General features: G+C 58.5%; 15 protein-coding genes. 5 read left to right on the forward strand and 10 right to left on the reverse strand.

The genetic code is table 11. The features are described from left to right. Positions 1-10: 10 nt before the first annotated feature. Entirely contained in the window at positions 11-1,069 is a 1,059-nt protein-coding gene (locus tag ACM6IR_RS14445; RefSeq protein WP_414908334.1) for an ornithine cyclodeaminase, read from the reverse strand. A gap of 50 nt (positions 1,070-1,119) precedes the next feature. Further along, complete coding sequence (locus ACM6IR_RS14450; protein ID WP_414908335.1) at positions 1,120-2,154, reverse strand: histone deacetylase family protein; 1,035 nt, start codon at positions 2,152-2,154, stop codon at positions 1,120-1,122. A 119-nt stretch (positions 2,155-2,273) separates the two neighbouring features. On the opposite strand from ACM6IR_RS14450, the gene ACM6IR_RS14455 reads away from it, so the two are divergent. Further along, a complete protein-coding gene (locus ACM6IR_RS14455) occupies positions 2,274-2,774 on the forward strand; it encodes an Lrp/AsnC family transcriptional regulator (protein WP_414908336.1) in 501 nt (166 codons plus the stop codon). 212 nt (positions 2,775-2,986) lie between these two features. On the opposite strand, the gene ACM6IR_RS14460 is transcribed toward ACM6IR_RS14455, so the two are convergent. Further along, positions 2,987-3,511, reverse strand: a complete 525-nt coding sequence (locus tag ACM6IR_RS14460) for a cupin domain-containing protein (protein ID WP_414908337.1) — start codon at positions 3,509-3,511, stop codon at positions 2,987-2,989. 153 nt (positions 3,512-3,664) lie between these two features. On the opposite strand from ACM6IR_RS14460, the gene ACM6IR_RS14465 reads away from it, so the two are divergent. The 4 genes from ACM6IR_RS14465 (at position 3,665) to ACM6IR_RS14480 (ending at position 11,409) form a co-directional block, all read left to right on the forward strand. Next, complete coding sequence (locus ACM6IR_RS14465; protein ID WP_414908338.1) at positions 3,665-4,945, forward strand: efflux RND transporter periplasmic adaptor subunit; 1,281 nt, start codon at positions 3,665-3,667, stop codon at positions 4,943-4,945. Then, positions 4,942-8,151, forward strand: coding sequence for an efflux RND transporter permease subunit (locus tag ACM6IR_RS14470; protein WP_414908339.1), 3,210 nt, complete (start codon positions 4,942-4,944; stop codon positions 8,149-8,151). The genes ACM6IR_RS14465 and ACM6IR_RS14470 overlap by 4 nt, the downstream gene beginning before the upstream one ends. A gap of 1 nt (position 8,152) precedes the next feature. Next, positions 8,153-9,589, forward strand: coding sequence for an efflux transporter outer membrane subunit (locus ACM6IR_RS14475; RefSeq protein ID WP_414908340.1), 1,437 nt, complete (start codon positions 8,153-8,155; stop codon positions 9,587-9,589). A 107-nt stretch (positions 9,590-9,696) separates the two neighbouring features. Then, entirely contained in the window at positions 9,697-11,409 is a 1,713-nt protein-coding gene (locus ACM6IR_RS14480; protein WP_414908341.1) for a cation:proton antiporter, read from the forward strand. On the opposite strand, the gene ACM6IR_RS14485 is transcribed toward ACM6IR_RS14480, so the two are convergent. From ACM6IR_RS14485 to ACM6IR_RS14515, 7 genes are all read right to left on the reverse strand, one after another. Further along, positions 11,410-13,074, reverse strand: a complete 1,665-nt coding sequence (locus ACM6IR_RS14485) for a fatty acid--CoA ligase (protein WP_414908342.1) — start codon at positions 13,072-13,074, stop codon at positions 11,410-11,412. It lies immediately after the preceding gene. A 50-nt stretch (positions 13,075-13,124) separates the two neighbouring features. Further along, positions 13,125-14,903, reverse strand: a complete 1,779-nt coding sequence (locus ACM6IR_RS14490) for an acyl-CoA dehydrogenase C-terminal domain-containing protein (protein ID WP_414908343.1) — start codon at positions 14,901-14,903, stop codon at positions 13,125-13,127. A 94-nt stretch (positions 14,904-14,997) separates the two neighbouring features. Next, positions 14,998-17,475, reverse strand: a complete 2,478-nt coding sequence (locus ACM6IR_RS14495) for an efflux RND transporter permease subunit (RefSeq protein WP_414908344.1) — start codon at positions 17,473-17,475, stop codon at positions 14,998-15,000. A 31-nt stretch (positions 17,476-17,506) separates the two neighbouring features. Next, a complete protein-coding gene (locus ACM6IR_RS14500; RefSeq protein ID WP_414908345.1) occupies positions 17,507-18,580 on the reverse strand; it encodes a WD40/YVTN/BNR-like repeat-containing protein in 1,074 nt (357 codons plus the stop codon). A 145-nt stretch (positions 18,581-18,725) separates the two neighbouring features. Next, the gene (locus ACM6IR_RS14505) at positions 18,726-20,084 is read right to left on the reverse strand and encodes a DUF1329 domain-containing protein (protein WP_414908346.1); all 1,359 of its coding nucleotides are present in this window, start codon (positions 20,082-20,084) and stop codon (positions 18,726-18,728) included. 40 nt (positions 20,085-20,124) lie between these two features. Beyond that, positions 20,125-22,146 carry a DUF1302 domain-containing protein gene (locus tag ACM6IR_RS14510; RefSeq protein WP_414908347.1) on the reverse strand — a complete coding sequence of 674 codons (2,022 nt, stop codon included), beginning with the start codon at positions 22,144-22,146 and terminating at the stop codon, positions 20,125-20,127. Between the two features lie 129 nt (positions 22,147-22,275). Further along, positions 22,276-22,842 (reverse strand): RBBP9/YdeN family alpha/beta hydrolase, encoded by a 567-nt coding sequence (locus tag ACM6IR_RS14515; protein WP_414908348.1) that lies wholly within the window; start codon positions 22,840-22,842, stop codon positions 22,276-22,278. Positions 22,843-22,885 lie beyond the last annotated feature (43 nt).

Raw genomic sequence — 22,885 nt, forward strand, 5'->3', positions numbered from 1 at the left:
TCAACTAGGGCTAGCAGCTCACTGTACGCAGGCGCGAGGGGACGATCGCTGGCTGCTGATCAAGCAGTTGGTACAGGTTTTTTATGTTGGCAGGCGTCGGTACCAGATGGATGCGCTCACCGATGGCATGCTCCCGCGCCAGGTCGTGCACGTAGCGCAGTGACGAAAAGTCTTCGAGGGCAAAACCCACCGAATCGAACACGGTGACCTGTGCGTCGTTCTCGCGGCCCGGGACTTCGCCCTGAACAATCCGGAAGAATTCAACGACGGGAAAGTCGGGCTCCAATTGTTGAATATCGCCTTCAATCCGGGTTTGAGCATCAAGCTCAACGATGACCCGGGCATTGCGCAGGATGTCGGCGTGCAGTTCGGTTTTCCCCGGGCAGTCACCACCGACAGCATTGATGTGCATGCCGGGCTCGATCATCTCGGGGGTCAGAATCGTTGCATAGGCTTTGTCTGCGGTGACGGTGGTGACGATGTGCGCACCCTTGACCGCTTCCTGTATCGAGTTGGCCATAATCACCTCAATCCCGGGGAATGCGGCCAGGTTGTGCTTCAACTTGAGTGAAGCATCGCGATCGGTATCGAAAATGCGTATTTCCTTGATGGACAGCATTTCGTGGAACGCGAGGGCCTGAAATTCGCTCTGGGCGCCATTGCCGATGATTGCCATGATGCTTGCACCGGGTCGCGCCAGGGACTGCGCAACCAAGGCAGAGGTTGCGGCAGTGCGCACGGCTGTGGTCAGCGTCAGTTCACTGAGCAAGGTTGGATAGCCACTGTGGACATCGGCCAGGACACCGAAGGCCATGACCGTCAGCAAATCCCTTTGACCGTTGTTCGGGTGGCCATTCACGTATTTGAACGAGTACTGTTGGCCATCGTCGGTCGGCATCAACTCGATCACACCGTCGGCCGAATGATTGGCGGTGCGGGGCGACTTATCAAACTGTGCCCAACGTGAATAGTCAGCTTCGATGTAAGCCGCCATTTCGCGGATTACGCGGCGGATTCCCACCTTGGCGAACAGGCGTGCGGCATGATCGACGTCTATAAAAAGAGTCATGTTTTTATTCTCCGATTCAGTCGTTAAAACGCTGCGATTCAGGGGCTGACTCAGGCGCGTTTGCTCTCGTAACCATGCAGCACGTTGACCGCATTGATCCCGATTTCATCGACCATGTAGCCACCTTCCATCACGAACAGGGTGGGGCAACCCACGCCCGCTATCAGCTCGCCGATGCCGATGAAGTCCTCGCTTTCCAGCAAAAAATGGCTGATGGGGTCGTCTTTGAACGTGTCGACGCCCAGTGAAATAACCAGCACTTCAGGGGCAAATTGCTGGAGTTTCTTGCAGGCGTGGAGCAAGGCGTTGCGGTAACTTTCCCAAGTGGTGTTTTTCGGCAGCGGATAGTTGAGGTTGTAACCCTCGCCGTACCCAGCGCCGACTTCGTGGCTGAAGCCTGAGTAGTACGGATAGGACACCGCAGGTTCGCCGTGCAGCGAGACAAACATGACGTCACTGCGCTCGTAGAAAATGTTCTGGGTGCCGTTGCCATGATGAAAGTCGACGTCCAGTACCGCGACACGTTTGGCGCCTTGGGTAATGGCCTGCTGTGCGGCAATGGCGGCGTTGTTCAGATAGCAGTAGCCGCCCATGTATTCGCGCGCTGCGTGATGGCCGGGTGGTCGGCATAGGGCAAAGGCACTGTCGTGGCCTTCATCAATCAGCGCCAGTCCGGTCAGCGCGATATCAGCGCTGGTTTTTACCGCTTGCCATGTGGTGGCGGTGATGGGGGAGCCAGCGTCCATGGCATAGAAACCCAGCTTGCCGTCGATAAAACTCGGCACTTGCTCGTTGGCCAGGTCGCGCACCGGCCATACCAACGGCAGGGCATCGTGGGTACGTCCGGTCGCGCACCATTCTGTCCAAGCATTTTCCAGAAAGCTGACGTAGCGCTCGCTGTGCGCGTTGACGTAGCACGTGCGGTCAAATGCGCGCGGTTCGATGATTTGGCCAAGGCCTACCTGCTTGACGCGGTTATGGACGGTATCGGCCCGACTGGGCTGTTCGAACGACGGCTTGAGCACGCCGTCTTTCAATTCGGTGCCGTGGTGCAAACGGTGGGAATCACTGAAAACTGTAAACATTCTGCGCATCCGTTAATGTGAGCCAGTGCAAATATTCTGTTCCGGCTGGGATGCGCTTTCTTTGCTTTGTTTTCGTGGTTTACTAGATTCTTCGGGCGTTTTTACTCAGGAATGGCGTAATGCAGAAAAAATTATCCAAACGCATCAGTCTCGACGAGACTGACTTGGCGATACTCACGTTGCTGCAAGAGGATGCGAGCATTTCCAACGCCGAGCTCAGCGAGCGCCTGTCGTTAAGCCTTACACCTTGCTGGCGGCGGCGAAAGAGAATGGAGGAGGCGGGCGTGATTAAGGGCTATCAGGCAAACCTTGATCGACGGATGCTGGGGCTGGACATCATGGCGTTCGTGCACATCCGTTTTTCCACCCACGCTGATCACGCTCCCGACGCCTTCGAGGCGGTGATTGCGCAATTGCCCGAAGTGTTGTCCTGTCACAAGATCACCGGGGATGCCGATTACGTGCTGCAAGTGTTGGCAGAGGATCTTGATAGCTATAGTGACTTTATCGAGCAGGTGCTCAGGCGTCAGGTGGGTATTGCATCCATCCAGTCCAGCCTGGCTTTACGCGAGGTCAAGACCAGTAGCCGTATTGCGATACCCAAATCGGGCAAAGACTGAATGGGCAGGGAATAGATCACCTTTTAAAAGCCGTGTTATAGGCTGTCTTTTTTCGACCCACAGGACACGCGCCAATGATTACGAAAGGCTGACAATGTGAAAGTCCCATCCAGACACATCATTTAACATAATATACATTACACGTAACATGATGTTTCGAGATTAGGTCGATTGCACGCGAATCTCGATGAGCTGATTCTCTCTCCAGGCCCTCATTCCCACGTCAGCTGTTCAATCAACTCAGCATGCTCGGGAAATTCCTCGCTGAGTTTCTGTCTGTTGCCCAATGTCATATCCGCGAAATCAAATCCTGGCGTCACCGCTTCACTGATCAAACCATATCCAGCCGATCCATCTGCAAGCTGCGAAGCTTTCCAGACGCCGCCCGGTACATGCAGCTGCAAGCGCTGTCCGGCCACAATGTCACTGCCCATCACCACAGTTTTCAGTGTGCCGTCAGGAAAAATCAGGCGGTACTGAATGGCGTCGCCCAAATGATAGTAATGGACGATGTCCGACTGGTTGAGATGGAAATGTCCAATCGGTGATTCTTGGGTCAGCAAGTAGTAAATGGACGTCATCAGGTAACGCTCGCCACCGTCGGTCTCGACCATGGCGCGTGCATCTGATTGAAAAGTCCTGCGGTAATAACCGCCTTCAATGTGGCGCTCCAAATCAAGTGCATTGACTATGCTTTGGATACTGAGGCTGTGGTCGTTGTTCGGGTGACGAGTCATGAGATTCGGCTCCTCTATCAAGATTCTATACGGCGATAGAATATAACTATACTAAATAGCTGTTTAGTTTATCTAAATCTACATTTTCTACTGGTTAGATTTGTGCGGTATTAGTAGCTACGCTTCGTTGATCGAGTTTCATGGAGCACGGGGATGGGCATGAACATTGCCGAATGGATCGAAGGAAACTGGGGGCTTTCGCTTTTCGTTGCCAGTGGCAATAGAAGCGTCAAGTATTCGAGCCGTTTCGGCCTGCCAATGACCTGTCTGATGGGAATTGCCATCTTGCTGGCCGGCTGCGGAAACGAACCGGATTCCCCGGCGCGTCGGCCTCCGGATGTGACGGTCATGACCGTCACCGCCCAAAATACCCCCGTCACTTTCGAATTTGTTGCCCAGACACAGAGTTCTCGCGAGGTAGAGATCCGCGCGCGAGTTGCCGGCTTCCTGGAGAAGCGGCTGTACACCGAAGGCGATTTGGTGAAGGCCGGGCAAACGCTGTTCCAAATGGACCGCAAACCCTTTGAAGCCTCGTTACTGTCGGCCCAGGGGCAATTGGCTCAACAGCAGGCACGCTGGGAAGTGGCCAAGTCTACGCTGGCCCGCGTCCGTCCCTTGGCAGCGCAGAATGCAGTCAGCAAGATGGATCTGGACAACGCCGTCGGCGATGAACGTCAGACACGGGCCGCTGTACTTGCTGCCGAGGGTACGGTTCGCACCGAGCAGTTGAACCTCAGTTACACCACCATCGCCTCTCCCCTTACCGGTCTTTCAAGTTTTGCCAAAAAACAGGAAGGCAGTTACGTCACTCCAGGTGAATCCGGGCTGCTGACCACCGTGTCACAGATGGACCCCATCTATGTCAACTTCAGTCTTTCGGAAAACGAGAACCTCAAATACCGCGACGAGATTGCCAAGGGACATCTCATATTCCCCCTGCGCAGTGAGTTTGTCGTAGAGGTGGTGCTGGCCGACGGTTCGGTGGTTCCTGAGCATGGTCGCCTGAACTTTGCTGCGCCCTCTTATAGTCAGGATACGGGCACCTTTCAGGTCCGCGCCGTGCTGGCCAACCCGAATGGCTTGTTGCGGCCTGGACAATTCGTGCGGGCGCGAGCAATAGGCGCTACCAGGCCTAACGCCATTGTGGTGCCGCAGAAGGCGGTTCTGGAGGGTGCCAAAAGCCATTTCGTGTGGGTGGTCAATTCAGAGGGCAAGCCCGAACAACGCGTTGTCGACGTGGGTGACTGGCATGGCGATGACTGGTTCATTACCGATGGGTTGCGAGCCGGCGAGCGCATCGTGGTCGATGGCGCGATCAGGGTTACGCCTGGAGGGGCATTGAATATCATCGGCCCTCCTCCCCCGGCGCAGGCAGACAAGACGACTGCGAAACCGAAAGCCGGTACGTCGGCGCAAGACGGGAATACTCCATGAGCATTTCTCACTATTGCATTGATCGTCCCATCTTCGCCTCGGTGATCTCTATCATCATTACCTTGGCCGGCGCAGTGGCCATGCTCAAGCTGCCGGTCGCCCAGTACCCGGATATCACGCCACCGCAAATTACGGTCGCCGCGACGTATCCGGGCGCCGATGCACAGGTCGTGGCCAATAACGTGGCAGCGCCCATCGAGCAACAGGTCAACGGCGCCGACAACATGATCTACATGAACTCGTCGAGCTCCGCGACGGGCAACATGACCCTCAACGTCTTCTTCGAGATTGGCACCGACCCTTCTCTTGCACAGGTGGACGTGCAAAACCGGGTAAATCTGGCATTGCCGCAACTGCCCTCGGCAGTTCAGAGCCAGGGCATACAGGTGCAGAAGAAATCGTCGGCGTTCATGATGGTGCTCGCCGTATATTCCGCTGGCGATCGCTATGACAGCACCTACGTCGCCAACTACGCCAACCTCTATATCCTGGATGCGATCAAGCGCATTCCGGGTGCCAACCAGGCCAGCATCTTCGGCACCCCGGACTACGCCATGCGGATCTGGCTCAAGCCTGACCGAATGGCCCAGTTGGGAATCACCGCCGCCGACGTGCAGAAAGCCGTGGCCAATCAGAACCAGCAGTTCGCGGTAGGCCGCGTGGGCCAATCCCCCACGGGGCAAGCGGTTGAACAGTCCTTTGCCGTGACCACCAAGGGACGACTGACCGAACCTGCAGAGTTCGAAAACATCATCTTGCGCGCCAGTAACAATGGGGCCGCCATCGTTCGTCTCAAAGATATCGGCCGGGCCGAGCTTGGACAAAAAGACTACTCACTGCGCAGCACCTATCAGGGCCGTCCGGCGACGCTGATTGCGGTGTATCAGCAACCCGGCGCCAACGCGCTCGACGTTTCCGCGGCGGTGACCAAGACCCTGTCGGACATGAAGGCCACGTTTCCCGAAGGCATCGAATACAAGATCGTGATGGACACCACGGCGTTTACCCGCGCTTCGATTTCCGAGGTGATACACACCTTCTTTGAAGCTCTGGTGCTGGTGGTCATCGTTGTTTACATCTTCTTGCAGAGCCTGCGTGCGACGTTGATCCCTGTGTTGGCGGTGCCGGTATCGATCGTCGGCACCTTCATCGGCATGTCGGCCCTGGGATTTTCGGTGAACATGCTGACGCTGTTCGGCATGGTATTGGCCATCGGTATCGTGGTGGACGATGCCATCGTGGTGATCGAAAACGTCGAACGCAACATGCAAGTCCACAAAATGACGCCCAAGGACGCGGCCAAACGGGCGATGGATGAAGTGGCAGGCCCGGTGGTAGCCATCGTGCTGGTGTTGTGTGCGGTGTTCATTCCTGTGGCATTCATGGGAGGGATCACCGGTCAGCTCTACAAACAGTTCGCGATCACCATCGCCATTTCAGTGGTGATTTCCGGCCTGGTCGCTCTGACGCTGTCGCCGGCTCTGGCAGCGCTGCTGCTCAAACCCCAGCACGGCGATAAAAACGCTTTTTTCCGCTGGTTCGAGCGCAGCTTCGAGCGCATGACCGAGGGCTACTCGCGCTCGGTGGCCTTCATCATCAAACGCTTCGTGCTGGCGCTGTTGCTGTTTGTCGGCATGATCGTGCTGATCCTGTTGATGGCGCAGCGCATACCCAGCGCCTTCCTGCCACCGGAAGATCAGGGCTACTTGCTCGGCGCGGTGATCATGCCCGATGCCGCGAGCCTGGATCGCACCGGCGACGTGGGCAAAGTGGCCAGTGACTTCTTCATGAACGATGAGGCCGTCGAAGGCGTCGCCATCGTTAACGGCTACAGCCTGCTGGACGGCCAGAACAAGAACAACGCCGGTGCCTTCTTCGTCGGGTTCAAGGATTTCGAGGGACGCTACAAGAACTCGGAAACGATCAAGCAACAAAGCGCCCCGGCGGTGATTCAGAAAGCCGCCCGCGCTTTTTCCACAGTACAGGGCGGCATCATACTGCCGGTCAACCCGCCGTCGATTCCCGGCCTGGGTACCACCGGCGGCATGGAGGTATGGGTCCAAAGCAAGGGCGACGCCAACGTCGATCAACTGGCGGAAATGGTCGGCAATCTTGTCGCGAAGGCCAGACAGCGCCCGGAACTCGGCGCCATTACCTCCACCTTCAACGTGTTTTCACGGCAATTGCTGGTCGACGTAGACCGGGAAAAAGCCGAGACCCTGGGCGTACCGGTGGAAGATGTCTACAGCACCATGCAGACCATGTTCGGCTCGCTGTATGTCTCGCAGTTCAACAAATTCAGCCGTCTGTGGCAGGTCATCCTGCAGGCCGAACCCGCCTATCGCCTCAAGGCCGAGGATCTGCAACAGATCTACGTGCGCAACAAAAACCTTGAGATGGTGCCGCTCAAAGCCCTGCTGACCACTCGCTATGTTACCGGGCCTGACCTGCTGACCCGGTTCAACAACTTCCCGGCAGTCAAACTCACCGCCAACCCGGCCCCCGGCTACAGTTCCGGCCAGGCACTCAAGGCGTTGGAAGAAGTCAGCGCTGAAATCATGACCAACGACTACGCACTGGCATTGAGTGGCGAGGCGTTCGAGGAGAAAAAAAGCGGCGGTGCCTCCTCCCAGGTGTTCATTTTTGGTCTGGTGATGGTGTTCCTGATCCTGGCGGCCCAGTACGAAAAATGGTCCCTGCCCATCGGCGTACTGCTGGCGGTGCCCTTTGCATTGTTCGGCGCGCTCGTTGCCGTACTGATGCGGGGGTTGAGCAATGACGTCTACTTCCAGATCGGCTTGACGATGCTGGTGGCCCTGGCTGCCAAGAACGCCATCCTGATTTTCGAGTTTGCGGTACTGAACCGGGAAAACGGCATGTCCGCCTACGATGCCGCGATGACGGCGGCGAAGGAACGTTTGCGGCCTATCGTGATGACGTCCCTGGCGTTCATTCTGGGGTGTGTCCCGCTGGCCATTGCCGTTGGCGCCTCCGAAAACAGTCGCCACTCCATCGGTACAGGGGTGATTGGCGGGATGCTCGCAGCGACGGTGATCGCAGTCTTTTTCATCCCCTTGTTCTACTACCTGGCGGAGCGGATGTTCGGGGAAAAGGACGGCGCCAAAAAGGCTGCTCAACCGGGACAACCCGCATTGCCTGCGCAGATTCCCGACGGTGCGGCGCAAAACAGACATGAGGGGGATTGAGATGCGTAAGCCCCCTCTCCCACTGTTGCTGTGCGTGGTCCTGACAGGGTGCATGGTCGGCCCGGACTACCACCGCCCTGAAACCGTGACGCCAGCGGCCTATCGTTATGCGGAAAAGGAAGCGCGGAATCTATCCAATACGCTCTGGTGGGAGCAGTTCCAGGACCCCGTCCTGAATGACCTGATCCGAACCGCATTGCTCGAGAACAAAGACATCAAGATTGCCGCCGCACGGGTCGAAGAATTCCAGGGTCGTTACGGCGTAGTGCATTCCGGGTTGTTTCCACAAGTCGGACTCAACGCGCAAGGCCAGCGCAACCGAGCGCCCCGAGACAACGGACCTGTGCCTCTGGACCCGTCCGTGGACCCGGTGTCCAACAACTACCAGGCGCTCCTCAGTGTGAACTGGGAGCTGGATATCTGGGGTCGCTTGCGGCGTCTCAGCGAATCCGCCCGTGCCGATCTGCTGGCTTCGGAAGAGGGTCGCCGTGGCGTGATTCTGACCCTGGTTTCGTCGGTGGCATCGAGTTACGTGAACCTGCGCGATCTTGACCGGCAACTGGAAATTGCCCGCACCACTGCGAAGGCGCGGGGTGATTCATTTGAAATATTCAAACAGCGCTATGGCGCCGGCATCATCTCCGAAATGGAATTGGCCCAGAACCAATCAGAATACGAACGGACCCGAGCGGCGGTGGCGGCGTTAGAACCCCAGGTTGCGGAACAGGAGAACGCGCTGGCCGTACTGCTGGGTCGCAACCCGGGCCCCATTATCAGAGGACGCGATCTGTCGCAGTTGGCCTTGCCGGGTGTGCCCGCCGGTCTGCCGTCAGACTTGCTGGAGCGCCGACCCGACCTGCATCAGGCGGAGCTGAACCTGATCGCGGCCAATGCCCGTATCGGCGCAGCCAAGTCCCTGTACTTCCCGACCATTTCCCTGACCGGGCTTCTTGGTTCCGTCAGCAATCAACTCTCGAACCTGTTCACCGGCCCCGCCGCCACCTGGTCTTATGGCGTCGCGGCGAGCATGCCGATCTTCACGGCTGGTGGTATCGCCGGGGAAGTCCAACAAGCAGAAGCGGTTCAACAGCAAACGCTCCTGATTTACCAGCAAGCGATTCAGTCGGCCTTCCGGGATGTAGAAAATGCCCTGATCGCGTCCAGCAAGTCCCGAGAGCAAATGGCCTACCAGGAACGGCAGGTCGAAGCATTGCGTACTTACGCTCATTACGCGCGGTTGCGCTATGAAAACGGTTACACCAGCTACATTGAAGTCCTCGACGCTGAGCGCACCCAGTTTGACGCCGAGTTGAGTTACACCCAAACCCGCGGCGCGGTGTTCACCACCATGATCGATCTGTACAAGGCAACCGGCGGAGGTTGGGTGACCCAGGCGGACAAACTGACGGCGGCTGACGGGGCGGGAGTACACCCATGATCAAACACTTGATCCCCTTGGCAGGGTTGCCATCGTCATCGTGATCAGCGGGTGGTACCGCCGTTGGCGGCACTGTCGAGCCCGTCGAAGACCGCCATGGAGTTTTTATGTTCGTCAGCCTGTTGATCATCTTCACCGCTTCCCTGGTCATCATCGCTTTGTTTCATCGCCTGCGATTGCCGCCTGTGCTGGGCTACCTCTGTGTGGGGCTGATCGTCGGGCCAACCTCATTCGACTGGGTGAACGACAGTGACGCGTTGCCACTGCTCGCCGAGTTGGGCGTGGTGTTTTTGCTGTTCTCCCTGGGGCTGGAGTTTTCGCTGTCGAAAATGATCGCGCTACGTCAGGTGGTCTTTGGCCTTGGTAGCCTTCAAGTGCTTATATCCGGGGCAGTGCTTGGCGCTTTGCTGATGATGTTTGGCGTAACGACTCCCGCTGCGTGCCTACTCGGTGCCGGCCTGGCGCTCTCTTCCACTGCGATTGTCAGCAAAGAACTTGGCAGCCTCGGCGAGATTTTCAGCAGCCATGGCCAGAATGCCATTGGTGTGTTGCTGTTCCAGGACGTGGTGGCCGTGCTGTTGCTGACCCTGGTGCCAGTGTTCGCCGGCACCAGTGATCAGGCCTGGTATTGGGCGCTTCCCCTGACGCTGGGCAAAACCGTCGTGCTGTTCGTCGGGCTGTCCCTGGCCAGTCGCTGGTTATTGCCCCGCCTGTTTCATGAAGTGGCGACGTCCCGTTCCGCAGAGCTGTTCGTGCTGTTGGCGCTGGTGATCGTCTTGCTGACCGCCGTGTTGACTCACCTGCTTGGCCTCTCCCCTGCTTTGGGTGCCTTTCTCGCCGGCATGCTGCTGGGGGAAAGCCACTACCGACACCAAATCGAGGCCGACATTCGGCCGTTTCGCGACATCCTGCTCGGGCTGTTTTTCGTCAGTATCGGCATGCTGATCGATTTGCGATTGTTTGCCAGCCACGGCCTGCTGATTCTCGGCCTGACCCTGGGGTTGCTGGCAATCAAGGGCTGCGTGGTCGCGTTGCTGGTCAAATGGCGCGGCAGCGACAGTGAAACCGCTTGGCGCAGCGGACTGGCATTGGCCCAGGGCGGAGAATTCTGTTTCGCGCTGATGTCGCAGATGCAACAAAACCAGCTGATGCCCGCCGATCTCGGCGGCCTGCTGCTTGCCGCAACCTTCTGCTCAATGGTGGTCACGCCATCGTTGCTACGCGCGGCCCCTCGAATTGCCGCACGCTTGCACCGCAAGCCCAACGAAGAAACAAGGCTTGAGGAAATCAGTGCACTCAACGCGCAAGTGCAGAGTCACGTGGTGATTTGTGGTTACGGTCGTGTGGGGCAATCCATCGGGCGCATGTTGCTCAATGCCCAGCAGCCCTACATCGCCCTGGATAATGACCCGGTCAGGATTGAAGAAGCAGCGGTTGGCGAAAGCAACATTCACTATGGTGATTCACATCGCGGTGATCTGCTGGTCGCGGTAGGGCTGGAGCGTGCCAGTCTGCTGGTGATCGCCGTGGACAAAACTGACATCGCCCTGCTCATCCTCAAGGAAGCACGCCGAATCAACCCGAGCGTGCCGATCCTTGTGCGTACTCGGGATGACAGTCAGGGGCCCGAGCTGAAGGAGGCCGGCGCCACCGAAGTGGTGCCCGAGTTGCTGGAATCCAGCCTCATGCTCGCCTCTCATGCGCTGGTCCTGCTGGGTTTTCCCGAGCAGCGAGTGCGGGACAGGGTCGACCAGATACGGCATGACCGCTACCGCCTGCTGCACGGCTTTTATGCAGGGGCTGAAGACGAGGAACTCTAATCAGTGGATGTCCAGTTTCTCTCGGCTCAGTTCCTGTTCGCGAATCAACCGTTTGTTTATCTTCCCGACACTGGTTTTAGGGATCTCGGCGACGAATTTGAACTGCTTGGGGATCGCCCATTTGTTAATACGGCCAAGCTCCACAAACTGTTTCAGGTGGGCTTCCAGCATCTGTTTATCGACGTATTTTCCAGGTTCGCAAACCACCAGCGCCATGGGCCGCTCCCCCCACTGCGGATCAGGAATGCCCACGACCGCGACCGAGCTGACTGACGGGTGTTCGCTGATCAGACTCTCCAGTTCCAGCGAGCTGATCCACTCCCCTCCCGTCTTGATCACGTCTTTGATTCGATCCTTGATCTCCACGACACCCAAGGCGTCGATGGAGCCAATGTCACCGGTATGCATCCACCCGTTCTCCCACAGCTGCGCGCCCTGCTCAGGTTCCTTCAGGTAACCCTGGGTCAACCAGGGGGCGCGTACCACGATCTCACCCTGCGCCTCGCCATCCTGAGGCGCCTCGTTGCCGCTGGCATCAATGATTTTCAAGTCCACCATCGGCACCGCCACCCCGGTCTTGATGCGAGCGGCCACCTGTGCCTGCGCCGGTTGTGCAAGCTCGGCCTCAGTCAGGTGGGTCAAACACAGCAATGGACAGGTCTCGGACATCCCGTATCCGCTATGGACACGCATTCCCCGTGTCGTCGCCTGGGCCGCAAGCCCCTGGGTCAATGCACTGCCGCCCAGGAGCATCTTCCAGCCGCTGAAGTTAGTGTCGGTCGCTTCGTCGCACTGCAAGATCATTTGCAGAATCGTGGGCACGCAATGGGAGAAGCTGACCTTTTCCTCACGGTACAACCTGACCAGGCTATTGGGTTCATAGCGACCAGGGTAAACCTGCTTGATCCCCATCAACGTCGCCACATAGGGCACGCCCCAGGCATGCACATGAAACATCGGCGTGATGGGCATGTACACATCGTCGGAACGTAACAAGGGCAAGCCCTGATACACGCCCAGAGTGCCAACCGCATTCAGCGTATGCAGCACCAGCTGGCGGTGAGTAAAGTAAACGCCCTTGGGATTTCCGGTGGTGCCGGTGGTGTAGAAGATCGTCGCCACCGAGTGTTCATCGAAGTCCGGGAAATCGAAGTGAGGCGCAGCGTTCGCCAGCAGACTCTCGTATTCCCCCAGCACCGGCAGCCCGGTCGGTGCGGCGCCGATGTCACTGAGTTGGATGTAGCCTTTGACGGTCGTCAGCTGATCCTGAATCGGCTCGATCAAGGGCAGGAAATCATCGTGCACCAACACCAGGTCATCCTCGGCGTGGTTCATGGTGTAGAGAACCTGCTCCGGGGAGAGACGGATATTGACCGTGTGCAACACGGCACCAATCATCGGTACGGCAAAGAAGCACTCCAGATAGCGATGGCTGTCCCAATCCAGCAACGCCACGGTGTCTCCGGCCTTGACGCCGGCATTCGTCAGCGCGTTGGCCAATCGCCTGATGCGCTCATTGAGTGTTCGATAGCTGTAGCGCAACTTGTCCGCGTAGACAATTTCCTGATCGGGCGCATAGCGCGCGCCCGAGAGCAACAGGCTCTTGATCAACAGTGGGTAGGTGTACGCGCCCTGTGCGGGCGGGATAATTTTTGTTGTTACCACGGGGGGGCTTCCTGAGTCTGTTGTCTGGAGATCATCTCCGGTTCGCTGGGTCAGAACTGCGCGGCATCGAGCAGGTAAAGCGATTCGCTACCGGCCTTGACCGACGCCGCCAACGAATGGACACGCGGCAGCAGGCGGGCAAAGTAGAAGCGTGCGGTGCCCAGTTTGCTGGCGTAGAAATCGTCTTGAGTCTCCTTGCCCATGGCCGCCTTGGCCATCAACGCCCACATGTAGGCATAGGCGGTGTAACCAAACACATGAAGGTACTCGACCGACGCCGCGCCGATTTCATTGGGGTTGTTTTTTGCGCGATCCAGCACCCAGGCGGTGAGTTCGTCGAGGTTATCCAGCGCAGTGTTCAGAGGTTTGGTGAACTCAGCCAGATCAGCGCTGGCGGTTGCGACGAAATGGCGGATCTCGTCAGCGAACAGCCGGTACAACTCGCCGCCTGTGCCGACGACCTTGCGCCCAACCAGATCCAGCGCCTGAATGCCGTTGGTGCCTTCGTAGATCTGGGTGATGCGCACGTCGCGCACCAGTTGCTCCTGCCCCCACTCGCGAATGTAACCATGGCCGCCCAACACCTGCTGGCCATGCACAGTGGACTCCAGGCCAAGGTCAGTGAGGAATGCCTTGGCGACGGGGGTCAACAGTGACACCAGTGCCTCGGCGCGTTTGCGCGTGGCGGCCACCTCGTCGAATTTGGCGATGTCGAGCTGCATCGCCACGTAGGTGGAAAACGCCCGCCCGCCTTCATTCGTGGCTTTCATGGTCAGCAACATGCGACGCACGTCCGGGTGGACGATGATAGGGTCAGCGACCTTGTCCGTGCTTTGCGGACCGGTTGGTGAACGGCTTTGAAGACGATCACGGGCGTACTCGACGGCGCTTTGATAGGAGCGTTCAGCGCAGGCCAGCCCCTGGATGCCGACACCCAGGCGCTCATAGTTCATCATGGTAAACATCGCTGCCAGGCCCTTGTTCGGCGCATCGACAATCCAGCCTGTGGCGCCGTCGAAGTTCATCACGCAGGTGGCCGAGCCCTTGATGCCCATCTTGTGTTCGATTGAGCCGCAAGACACTGCGTTGTTCTTGCCCAGACTGCCATCGGCGTTGACCATGACTTTCGGTACCAGGAACAGCGAGATGCCTTTCGGGCCTGCCGGTGCATCAGGCAGTCTGGCCAGTACCAGGTGAATGATGTTCTCGGTCAGGTCCTGCTCGCCACCGGTGATGAAAATCTTGGTACCGCTGACCGTGTAGGATCCGTCGGCTTGCGGTTCGGCCTTGGTGCGAATGATGCCCAGATCGGTACCGGCATGAGGCTCGGTCAGGCACATGGAACCGGTCCAGACGCCGGCATACATGTTTGGCAAGTACGCGGCTTTCAGCGCTTCGCTGGCGTGAGCGTTGATGGCCAGGCAGGCACCGGCGGTCAACATCGGGTAGAGGCCAAATGAAAGGTTGGCCGAGTTGACCATTTCCTCGACCTGGGCTCCGATCACCTTGGGCATACCCATGCCCCCGTACGCCGGATCTCCGCCGACGCCGCCCCAGCCGCCTTCGGCAAAGGCACGGTAGGCAGCAGGGAAACCAGCCGGGGTGTTCACCACACCATTTTTCCAGGAACAGCCCTGCTCGTCTGCGCTCTGATTGAGCGGTGCAATGACCTGCGCGGCGATCTTGCCGGCTTCCTCGAGCACGGCATGAGCGGTCTCTTCATCGACCACTTCGGCCATGGCCGGCATCGTGGCCCACAGCCTGGATACTTCGAACACTTCGTTGAGTACGAAACGAATGTCACGTAGAGGGGCTTTGTAATCAGACATGATTAAAATACTCAGGCAATGTCAGGGCATTGAACATGCCCTGGTCAGTGGAAATGTCACCCTCGCGGGTGCGTGCTAAAAAAATTGAAGGGGGTTATCCGTGGGCTTCCTCTAATGCGTGCACCTTGATTGACCGGGTGCCGACGCTCCGCAGCAGGAACCAGGACAGCGCTGGAATCAGGATCAATGCGCCGAGCATGTTCCAGATGAACATGAAGGTCAGCAGGATGCCCATGTCGGCCTGGAACTTGATGGGTGACCAGGCCCAGCACACCACACCGGCCGCCAACGTGATGCCGACCAGACCGACCACACGCCCAGTGAAGGCCACCGCATTGCGATAGGCCTCAGACAGCGACATGCCCTGGCGCTGGTAGTGCAGCTGTACGCTGAGCAGGTATAGCGCGTAGTCCACGCCGATCCCCACGCCCAGCGCGATCACCGGCAGGGTCGCCACCTTCACGCCAATGCCCATGACCACCATCAACGCCTCGCAGAGGATTGAGGTCAGCACCAGTGGCAACAGCGCCACCAGCGTCGCGCGCACGCTGCGGAAGGTGATCAGGCAGAACAGCGTCACCGCCGCATAGACGTAGAGCAGCATGGTGTGATTGGCGTCGCGCACCGCGATGTTGGTCGCCGCCTCGATGCCGGCAGTGCCCGCAGCCAGCAGGAACTGACGATCCTCATTGCTGTTTTCCTTGGCGAACCTGTCGGCGATGGCGACCACTGCATCCAGCGTTTCAGCCTTGTGGTCCTTGAGGTAGGCGATCACCGGCATCACGGAACAGTCAGTATTGAACAGTTCCGGCGCATTGACCGAGGCCTGCTGCGCGGCGTAGTTCAGTACGTTCTGGTTGCGCTGGATGCTGTTCAGCTTAGGGTTGCCTTCGTAGGAGCCAACGGTGATCTGGCGTACCGCATTGACCAACGAGGAAGTCGCTTGCACGCCCGGGTATTGCTGCAGCTCCCAGGCCAGGCGGTCGGCCAGGATCAGTGTCTTGTAGTTCAGGCAGCCTTCGGGTGCCGTCTTGATCATCACCGCGAACAGGTCGCTGGACAGCGCATAGTGGCTGGTGATGTAGGCGTTGTCGCGGTTGTAACGCGAGTCCGCGCGAAGCTCCGGGGCCCCACTGTCGAGATCGCCAATCTGCAGCCGTTGGCTGACCACGAAGCCACCGATCCCCAGCATTACCGCAACCAGTAAGGTGCCGATAGCCCACTTGGGGGTCGTGAAGCGGTCGAGCAGGTTCCACAATTGGCCGAAGCCTCGATTATGGGCCGCCCGTGTGTCGATCTTCAGTGCTCGTTCGGCCGCCTTGCGCCCGACGCCGATGTAGGACAGCGTCACCGGCATCATCAGCAGCGAGGTGAATATCAACACCGCCACACCAATGCTGGCGGTAATGGCCAAGTCCTGAATCACCGGAATGTCGATCAGCATCAGCACCGCGAAACCCACCGCATCGGCCAGCAGCGCGGTGACACCGGCGATAAACAAGCGACGGAAGGTGTAGCGCGCCGCCACCAATTTATTCGTACCGCGGGCGATGTCCTGCATGATGCCGTTCATCTTCTGCGCCGCGTGAGAGACGCCGATGGCGAAGATCAGGAACGGCACCAGTACCGAGTACGGATCAATGGCATAACCCAGCCAGGCCACGATGCCCAGCTGCCAGACCACCGCCGTCAGTGAGCAGAAGATCACCAGCAGTGTGCTGCGGATGCAACGGGTGTACAGATAAATGATGACAAACGAGGTGACCACGGCCAGGCCGAAGAACATCATCACCTGGATCAGGCCGTCGATCAGATCACCGATCAACTTGGCGAAACCGATCACATGCACCTTGTACTTGCCGGTGCCTTCTTTTCCGGCCTTGCGCGCGGCGCTGTCACCGGCGAACTCAACCTTGTCGCGCAGTTGCTGCTCGAGGGTCTGGGCGAATTGGTAGTAGTTGATGCCTTGGCCGGTGGACGAGGCGACGTCCAGTAATGGCACCACCATCATGCTCGACTTGAAGTCGCTGGCCACCAGACTCCCGACGAGGCCTGCACGGTTGATATTCTGGCGCAGCGTCTCAATGTCCGACGGCGAGCCCTTGTAGTCATCGGGCATTACCGGGCCACCCTGAAAACCCTGCTCGGTGACTTCAGTCCAGCGTACCGACGGGCTCCACAAAGACTTCATCCAGGCGCGATCGACGCCCTCGGTGAGGAACAACTCATCGTTGACCTGTTTGAGCACACTCAGATATTCAGGGTCGAAAATGTCGCCCTGGGTGTTTTCCACCACCACCCGCACCGAGTTACCCAGCCCCCGCAGCGACTTGCGGTTCTCCAGGAAGTTTTTGATATACGGCTGGCTCTGCGGGATCATTTTCTCAAAGCTGGGACGCAGCTCCAGACGGGTCAGCGCCATATAACCCAGCAGCAGGGTGACGATCACCATGAACAGCATGAACAGCGGACGGTGATTGAACACCCAGCGTTCCAGCCGGTTGCCGGAGCGCTGATCGAAGTCACGCAAGTGGCGGATCACCGGCATGGTGTCTTGCTTGATGTTGCCCATGTCAGGGTACTCGCTCTAATTGATCCAGTTCTTATTCGACGCGAAGTGCACGCACACCACGACTACCCACCAACACCAGCGAACCATCGGCGGCCAGCGTGGCACCTGCCACGGGTGATTGGCCCTGCTGCGGTACCAATTGCAACGTCGTACTGCCTGCCTGCTCCACCAACATGTGACCGGCCTGAGTGAACAACCGGTAGTTGCCTTTCGCGTCCAGCGTGGCGGCGGTGATATTGACTGGCAGCCCCGCGCTCAACTCGCTCCAGCTCTTGCCGGCATCGACGCTGCGAAACACATGTCCGCGCAGGCCGTAAGCCAGCACCTCGCCAGGCTTGCCGATGACGCCGAAAAAGCTGCCTTGATAAGGCGTTTGTACGGCCATGAAATGCTGGCTGGACTCATCCCACTTGAGCAGCAAGCCCTGTTCTCCAGCGATGTAGAGCGCGTCACCGGTAGAAGCGATGGCTTCCAGGTGCAAGCCTTGCGGGTTTTCAGTGCGGTCCTCGAAGGGAGTCCAGTGTTGGCCACCGTCTTCTGTACGCAAGATCAGGTTGAACACACCGACTACATAACCGAGTCTGGCGTTGGCGAACCAGACGCCCAGCAGTGGCTTGTCGGCGCCCTCCTCGACCAGATGCTGGCCTTCGCTGACGAGCTGCGCCCATCGTTCGTTGCCCGGTTCGGCACTGGCCAACTCACCGTAATGTTTGACCAGCAAGGCACCGATTTGACGACCATCGAGCTGCTTGCTCCACGTCGCACCGGCATCGCCGCTGTGCAGGACCACACCGTCATTGCCGACCGCCCAGCCCTGTGTCGCTGAAGGAAAATTTACCGCTGTCAGATCAGAGCTGACCGGTACAGCCGCTTGCTGCCAACTGTTGCCAGCATCATCGGAATAAAGAATGTGGCCACGCTGGCCGACAGCAACCAGTCGCGCTCCTGCGCGGGCCACATCCAGCAAGGGACTGCGTACCGCCAAGGCACTGGACCTGGCCGGTAAATCCAGCACGTCAACGTAGCCGGTTGCCTGAGCGAAACTCTGCATCAGTGCCAGCGTGGCGCCCAACAACAGCAACACGCACTTCTTGTACGTACACATACTGCGTCCTCGTGACGGAACTTCGCTGGGGCACACGGCATGCAGCCCGGCGTTGATATCAGGCACCCTCGGTTCCACACCGAAAGTTGTCCGGTCACACGGCCGGGGAGGCAGTGGACCGAACAGGTTCTGTGTCACCCTGTGCTTAGCGAATACCGGCGCCCGCCAAGGACTCCGGCGACCACTGCACCTTCGAGAGCGGGTCGATGTACTTGATGCCACCGTACGGGCCTACCACACCATTGATGTTGTAGGAGCCACCGACCAGGTCGTAAATCATGAAGGGCGTGGCGTCCGGGACTTGCTTGTCATAGCTCTGGCTGAGGAAAGCGAAAGAGCCACGGTACAGCTGACCACGCGCGTCGTACTCGTCGGAGGCCAGAGCGGTCCAAGTGTCTTCATCCAGGTAGAAACGGCGCTTCTGGTAGACGTGCCGTGCGCTGGCCTTGAGGTTGCCCTCCACGACCCAGACGCGGTGTTTTTCCCAGCGCACGAAGTCGGGTGCCAGGTGGTTGGGGGTGGTCAGCGACTTGGGATCCTGGGCATAGGTCAGCTTGTAGGTGTTGTACGGCACGATCATTTCTTGCTTGCCCACCAGCTTCCAGTCGTAGCGATCCAGTGCACCGTTGAACACGAAGACATCGTCATAGGTACCTGCGCCGGCAGTACCCGGGTTAGGCGTGTCGTAAGCCAGGTCCGGTGCCAGTTTTACTCGACGCTGGCCAGGCAGGTATTGCCAGGCGCGGCGCGGCTGTTGCAGCGGGTTGGCGGCGTCCTTGAGCATGACCGACTCGCCGGCCCGGCGCGCAGGGCCGGTGTAGTACAGCTTCATCTGATAGTAGATGTCGCTGCTGCTGATGGGCTTCGTCAGGTTTTCGTAAATCGGATAAGCGATGAACGCTTCGCCAGTGATCGCCAGGCTCGGTACGCCTGCCGAGTCGACGTTCCAGGAGTCGTACTTGGAGTTGATGCTGACGCCCTGGTAGCGCAGCAGGAAGTTCCACATCGCCTCGGCACCCGATTGCGGGATCGGGAATGGCACGCCAGGCAGGACGTTGTCGATGGCCAACCCGCCTTCGAGAGACTTGGCTCCGCTGGCATTTTTCAGGCCGTTGTCCAGCACCGCCTGAGGCAGTGCTGCAGTGCGGTGGGTCGGGTACACATTGATGTGATAGCTCGGGAAACGCTTGGCCAACTCCGCGGTGGTGGCCGTCAGCGAACCCTTGTATTGATCGACGTTCTTGCCATCGATCACTTGCAGCGGTTTTTCACTGGCAAAGGGGTCCGGACGCATGCTGTCGCCGGGTTTGAAGTTAGCTGGAGGGGTGGTCAAGCCGCCGGTATACGCCGGAATTGTGCCATCAGCATTAGCGGCCTTTTCGGCCCCGACCAGGGTCAGGCTGGTGCCGAGTTTGGCGGCCTCCTGAGTCGATACGGCGGCCTGCGCATGAGCAGCGAAAGCCATGGCCAGGGAAGCGGCCAGCAACGTGTGCACGAATTTCATCTTGTTATTCTCCTGCTTACTTTGGTAAGCCATTCGTGAATCAGAAAGTGGTTTTCATCGTCAGGTAAACGGCACCACGGTCGGCTGTCGTCGCGCCCGCTCCGGAGAAGGACGAGTAGCCACCGCCATAACACGCGTAGTTTTCGTTACCACTGAAGGCGTTCGGCGTGGAGCCGTCGCCACCGTTTGAACCTGTACTCACGCCACTGACGTTGCACTTGTCAGTCTTGCCGAAGGAGTCCACATACTTCAGATCGACAAAGTATTTGTTGTAAACAATCGCGCCGACGCCGAATGCATAGTTGCCAGTGTCTTTCGCACCCCCACCGTTTACCGGTGACACACCAGCGAGCCCCGCATTGACAGACATCGGCATGTTCAGGTCGACACCAGGGAATACCTGGTACCACGTCGGGGTGAAGTTGACCGCAATACCCCAGTTGTCACGGGTTGGCGCGTCGATACCGTGGTAGCTGCTATTACCCTTGTAGAGCGCGGCATTCTTGCTATCGAGGTGAAGCAAGTTGCTGTAATAGAGTTCGGCGAGCACGGTTGCCTGATCGAACACAGGCGTTTTAGGAAGGGTCATCAGGCCGTTGAGTGTCCAGTGCAACGTCTCACCGGTGGCACTCAAGTTGTTATTGCTTGGGACTTCATTGACAACACCGGTGTCCGCCGTACGTGGAGGCAACAGGCCTAGCCCCTGCCCCAGACCGAACGTGTCGTTATTGACGACGATTGCCGGGATGCTGGCCAGCGGCATGTTTTCGCGGATGTTCAGGTCCGAGCCAACGCTCACACCGCCCACGTCCTTCGACAGGCTCAAACCGAAAATATGAATATCATCGGCATAGGCCATTTGATAGGTGGCGGTGTTCAGCGAGTTAAGCGTATTGGCCACTCCCTGCACCTGCCCCGCCGCAGTCCTGAAATTGGGCACAGTCCCATTGGGGTTAGCCGAAGTAATACCGGTGGCGTTCATCCACACCTGGGGCAAAATATCCGAGGTCTGGCGGTAGTAGACGCCCAGTGTCCCGTCCAGCCAGGCCGGCGACCATTTGGCCATAACGCCCCAGTCCCCGCTGTTATCCGGCGTCAGGTCGTGACCGCGACGCACGTTGGTCAGACCGTTGCACGGCGCCAACCCACATCCCAGCAATGGGGAACCAGAGGGGGAATTGGTGTTGCCCAGCAGAAACGACTGCGCACCAGTACCCAGCAGATCGGAGCCACCATAGTAGGTGCCGGCCTCGGGCAGGCGGGCGGCATCCCAATGCATGAAATACTGAGCGCCTACGGTCAGCTCGGGATTGACGGTGAAGGTCATCGAGAGTTGATTACGCGGAACGAACAGTTCCTTGGCCTCGGTACCCGGCGAAGCCGCCAGCTTGGCAAGGTCCAGGCCCGACTGACCATAGCTGATCGAATGCACCGGGTTCAGAATGGTCTCACCCCAGAACACGTTGTGCTGACCTGCCTTCAGGCTGATCTGCGACTCATCGCCTACTTCATGGTTCCAGAATACAAAGGCGTCGAGGATTTCACCGGACGGACCACTGTAGTAGCGCTGGGCATAGTCGCTCAGGTGGGGACTGCCGTTGCCGACGCCGGGGTTGACGCGACTGCCAATCACAGGGCGCGTGTCATTGTTAACCAGCCCGGAGGTCGAGCCATTGCCATTGACGAAGGGATTGGAACTGGAGCCGATGTCATCATAGGCCTGGTCGTACCAACTCGCGGCACTGACACGAAACCCTTGTTTGCCCTGGTTAACGACATCCAACTCAGTCAGCAGATCGAGGCGGTTGGTAATATTGGTACCGGCCCGGCGGAAGTTATAATCACCGTCATTATTGTTCGGCGTCCCGAGCATGCGCTTGTCAGCGTTTTCGGTACGCACACCGTAGTTGTACTTGACGGTGTTATCAAAGCGCACTGACCAATCGGGATTACCGGTATCCAGTTCAACAGCGTGGGCCGTCGGCATGGATGCGGCCAAGATTGCCGAGGCCAACAGACTTAGACGCAACGGGTTGTAACTGTGACTCTTATTGTTATGCATGTAGTTGGCTCCGCCTTTTTGTATTTTTTTTAAAGCGTAGTAGCCCTCGCACTGGCATCTGATGGAAGAGCCAGTGCTTTCAGGAGTGAGGGCAATTGCCGGCAGCTTTGCGGCCAGGCCGGCTCCTGACTAACGATCCAGCTCCAGAATCAGTGCTTCAGCCTGCGGCCATTGGCCAAAGCCCGAAGCCGGGTTGAGGTGGCCGACTTCGCCGAGGTTGATCAGTTCGCTGCCCCAGCAGTGGGCCATACGGGTGACAGCCTCGAGGCTGGCCAGGTGATCGTTGGTGCTGCCCGCCACGATGCTGCGAAACGGCAGCGCACCGGCTGGCAGAGGGGCCCAGCCATTGATTCGAAGGGTTTCAGGGGGTGGGTAGCCTTGCGGCCAGCTGGCATTGAGGTCCGGCGGCGCGGCCAGCAGAGCGCCCTTGATCAAACCGCTGTGCCGGGCGGCCCAGTGCGCGACCATCAGCACACCGGCGCTGTGAGCGACGAGAATCACCGGCCCATCGATTTGTTCCAGTTCATGCTGAATCGCCCGGACCCGGGCAGCGCAGTCGAGCTTGTCGGTTTCAAGCGGCGGGACGCTGCGCACCTTGGTCAATCGGGCTTGAAGCAGTGTTTGCCAATGCTCGGCAACGTGGTCGCGCAGACCCGGTACGATCAGAACGGTTGCGGTAGTTTGCAGTTTGTCCACTTGAACACCTTCGTCTTCACGATGACTCGACTGACTGTTTCGC

Origin of the sequence: Pseudomonas sp. IT-P253 (assembly GCF_949768125.1) — a bacterium.
GTDB lineage: Bacteria > Pseudomonadota > Gammaproteobacteria > Pseudomonadales > Pseudomonadaceae > Aquipseudomonas.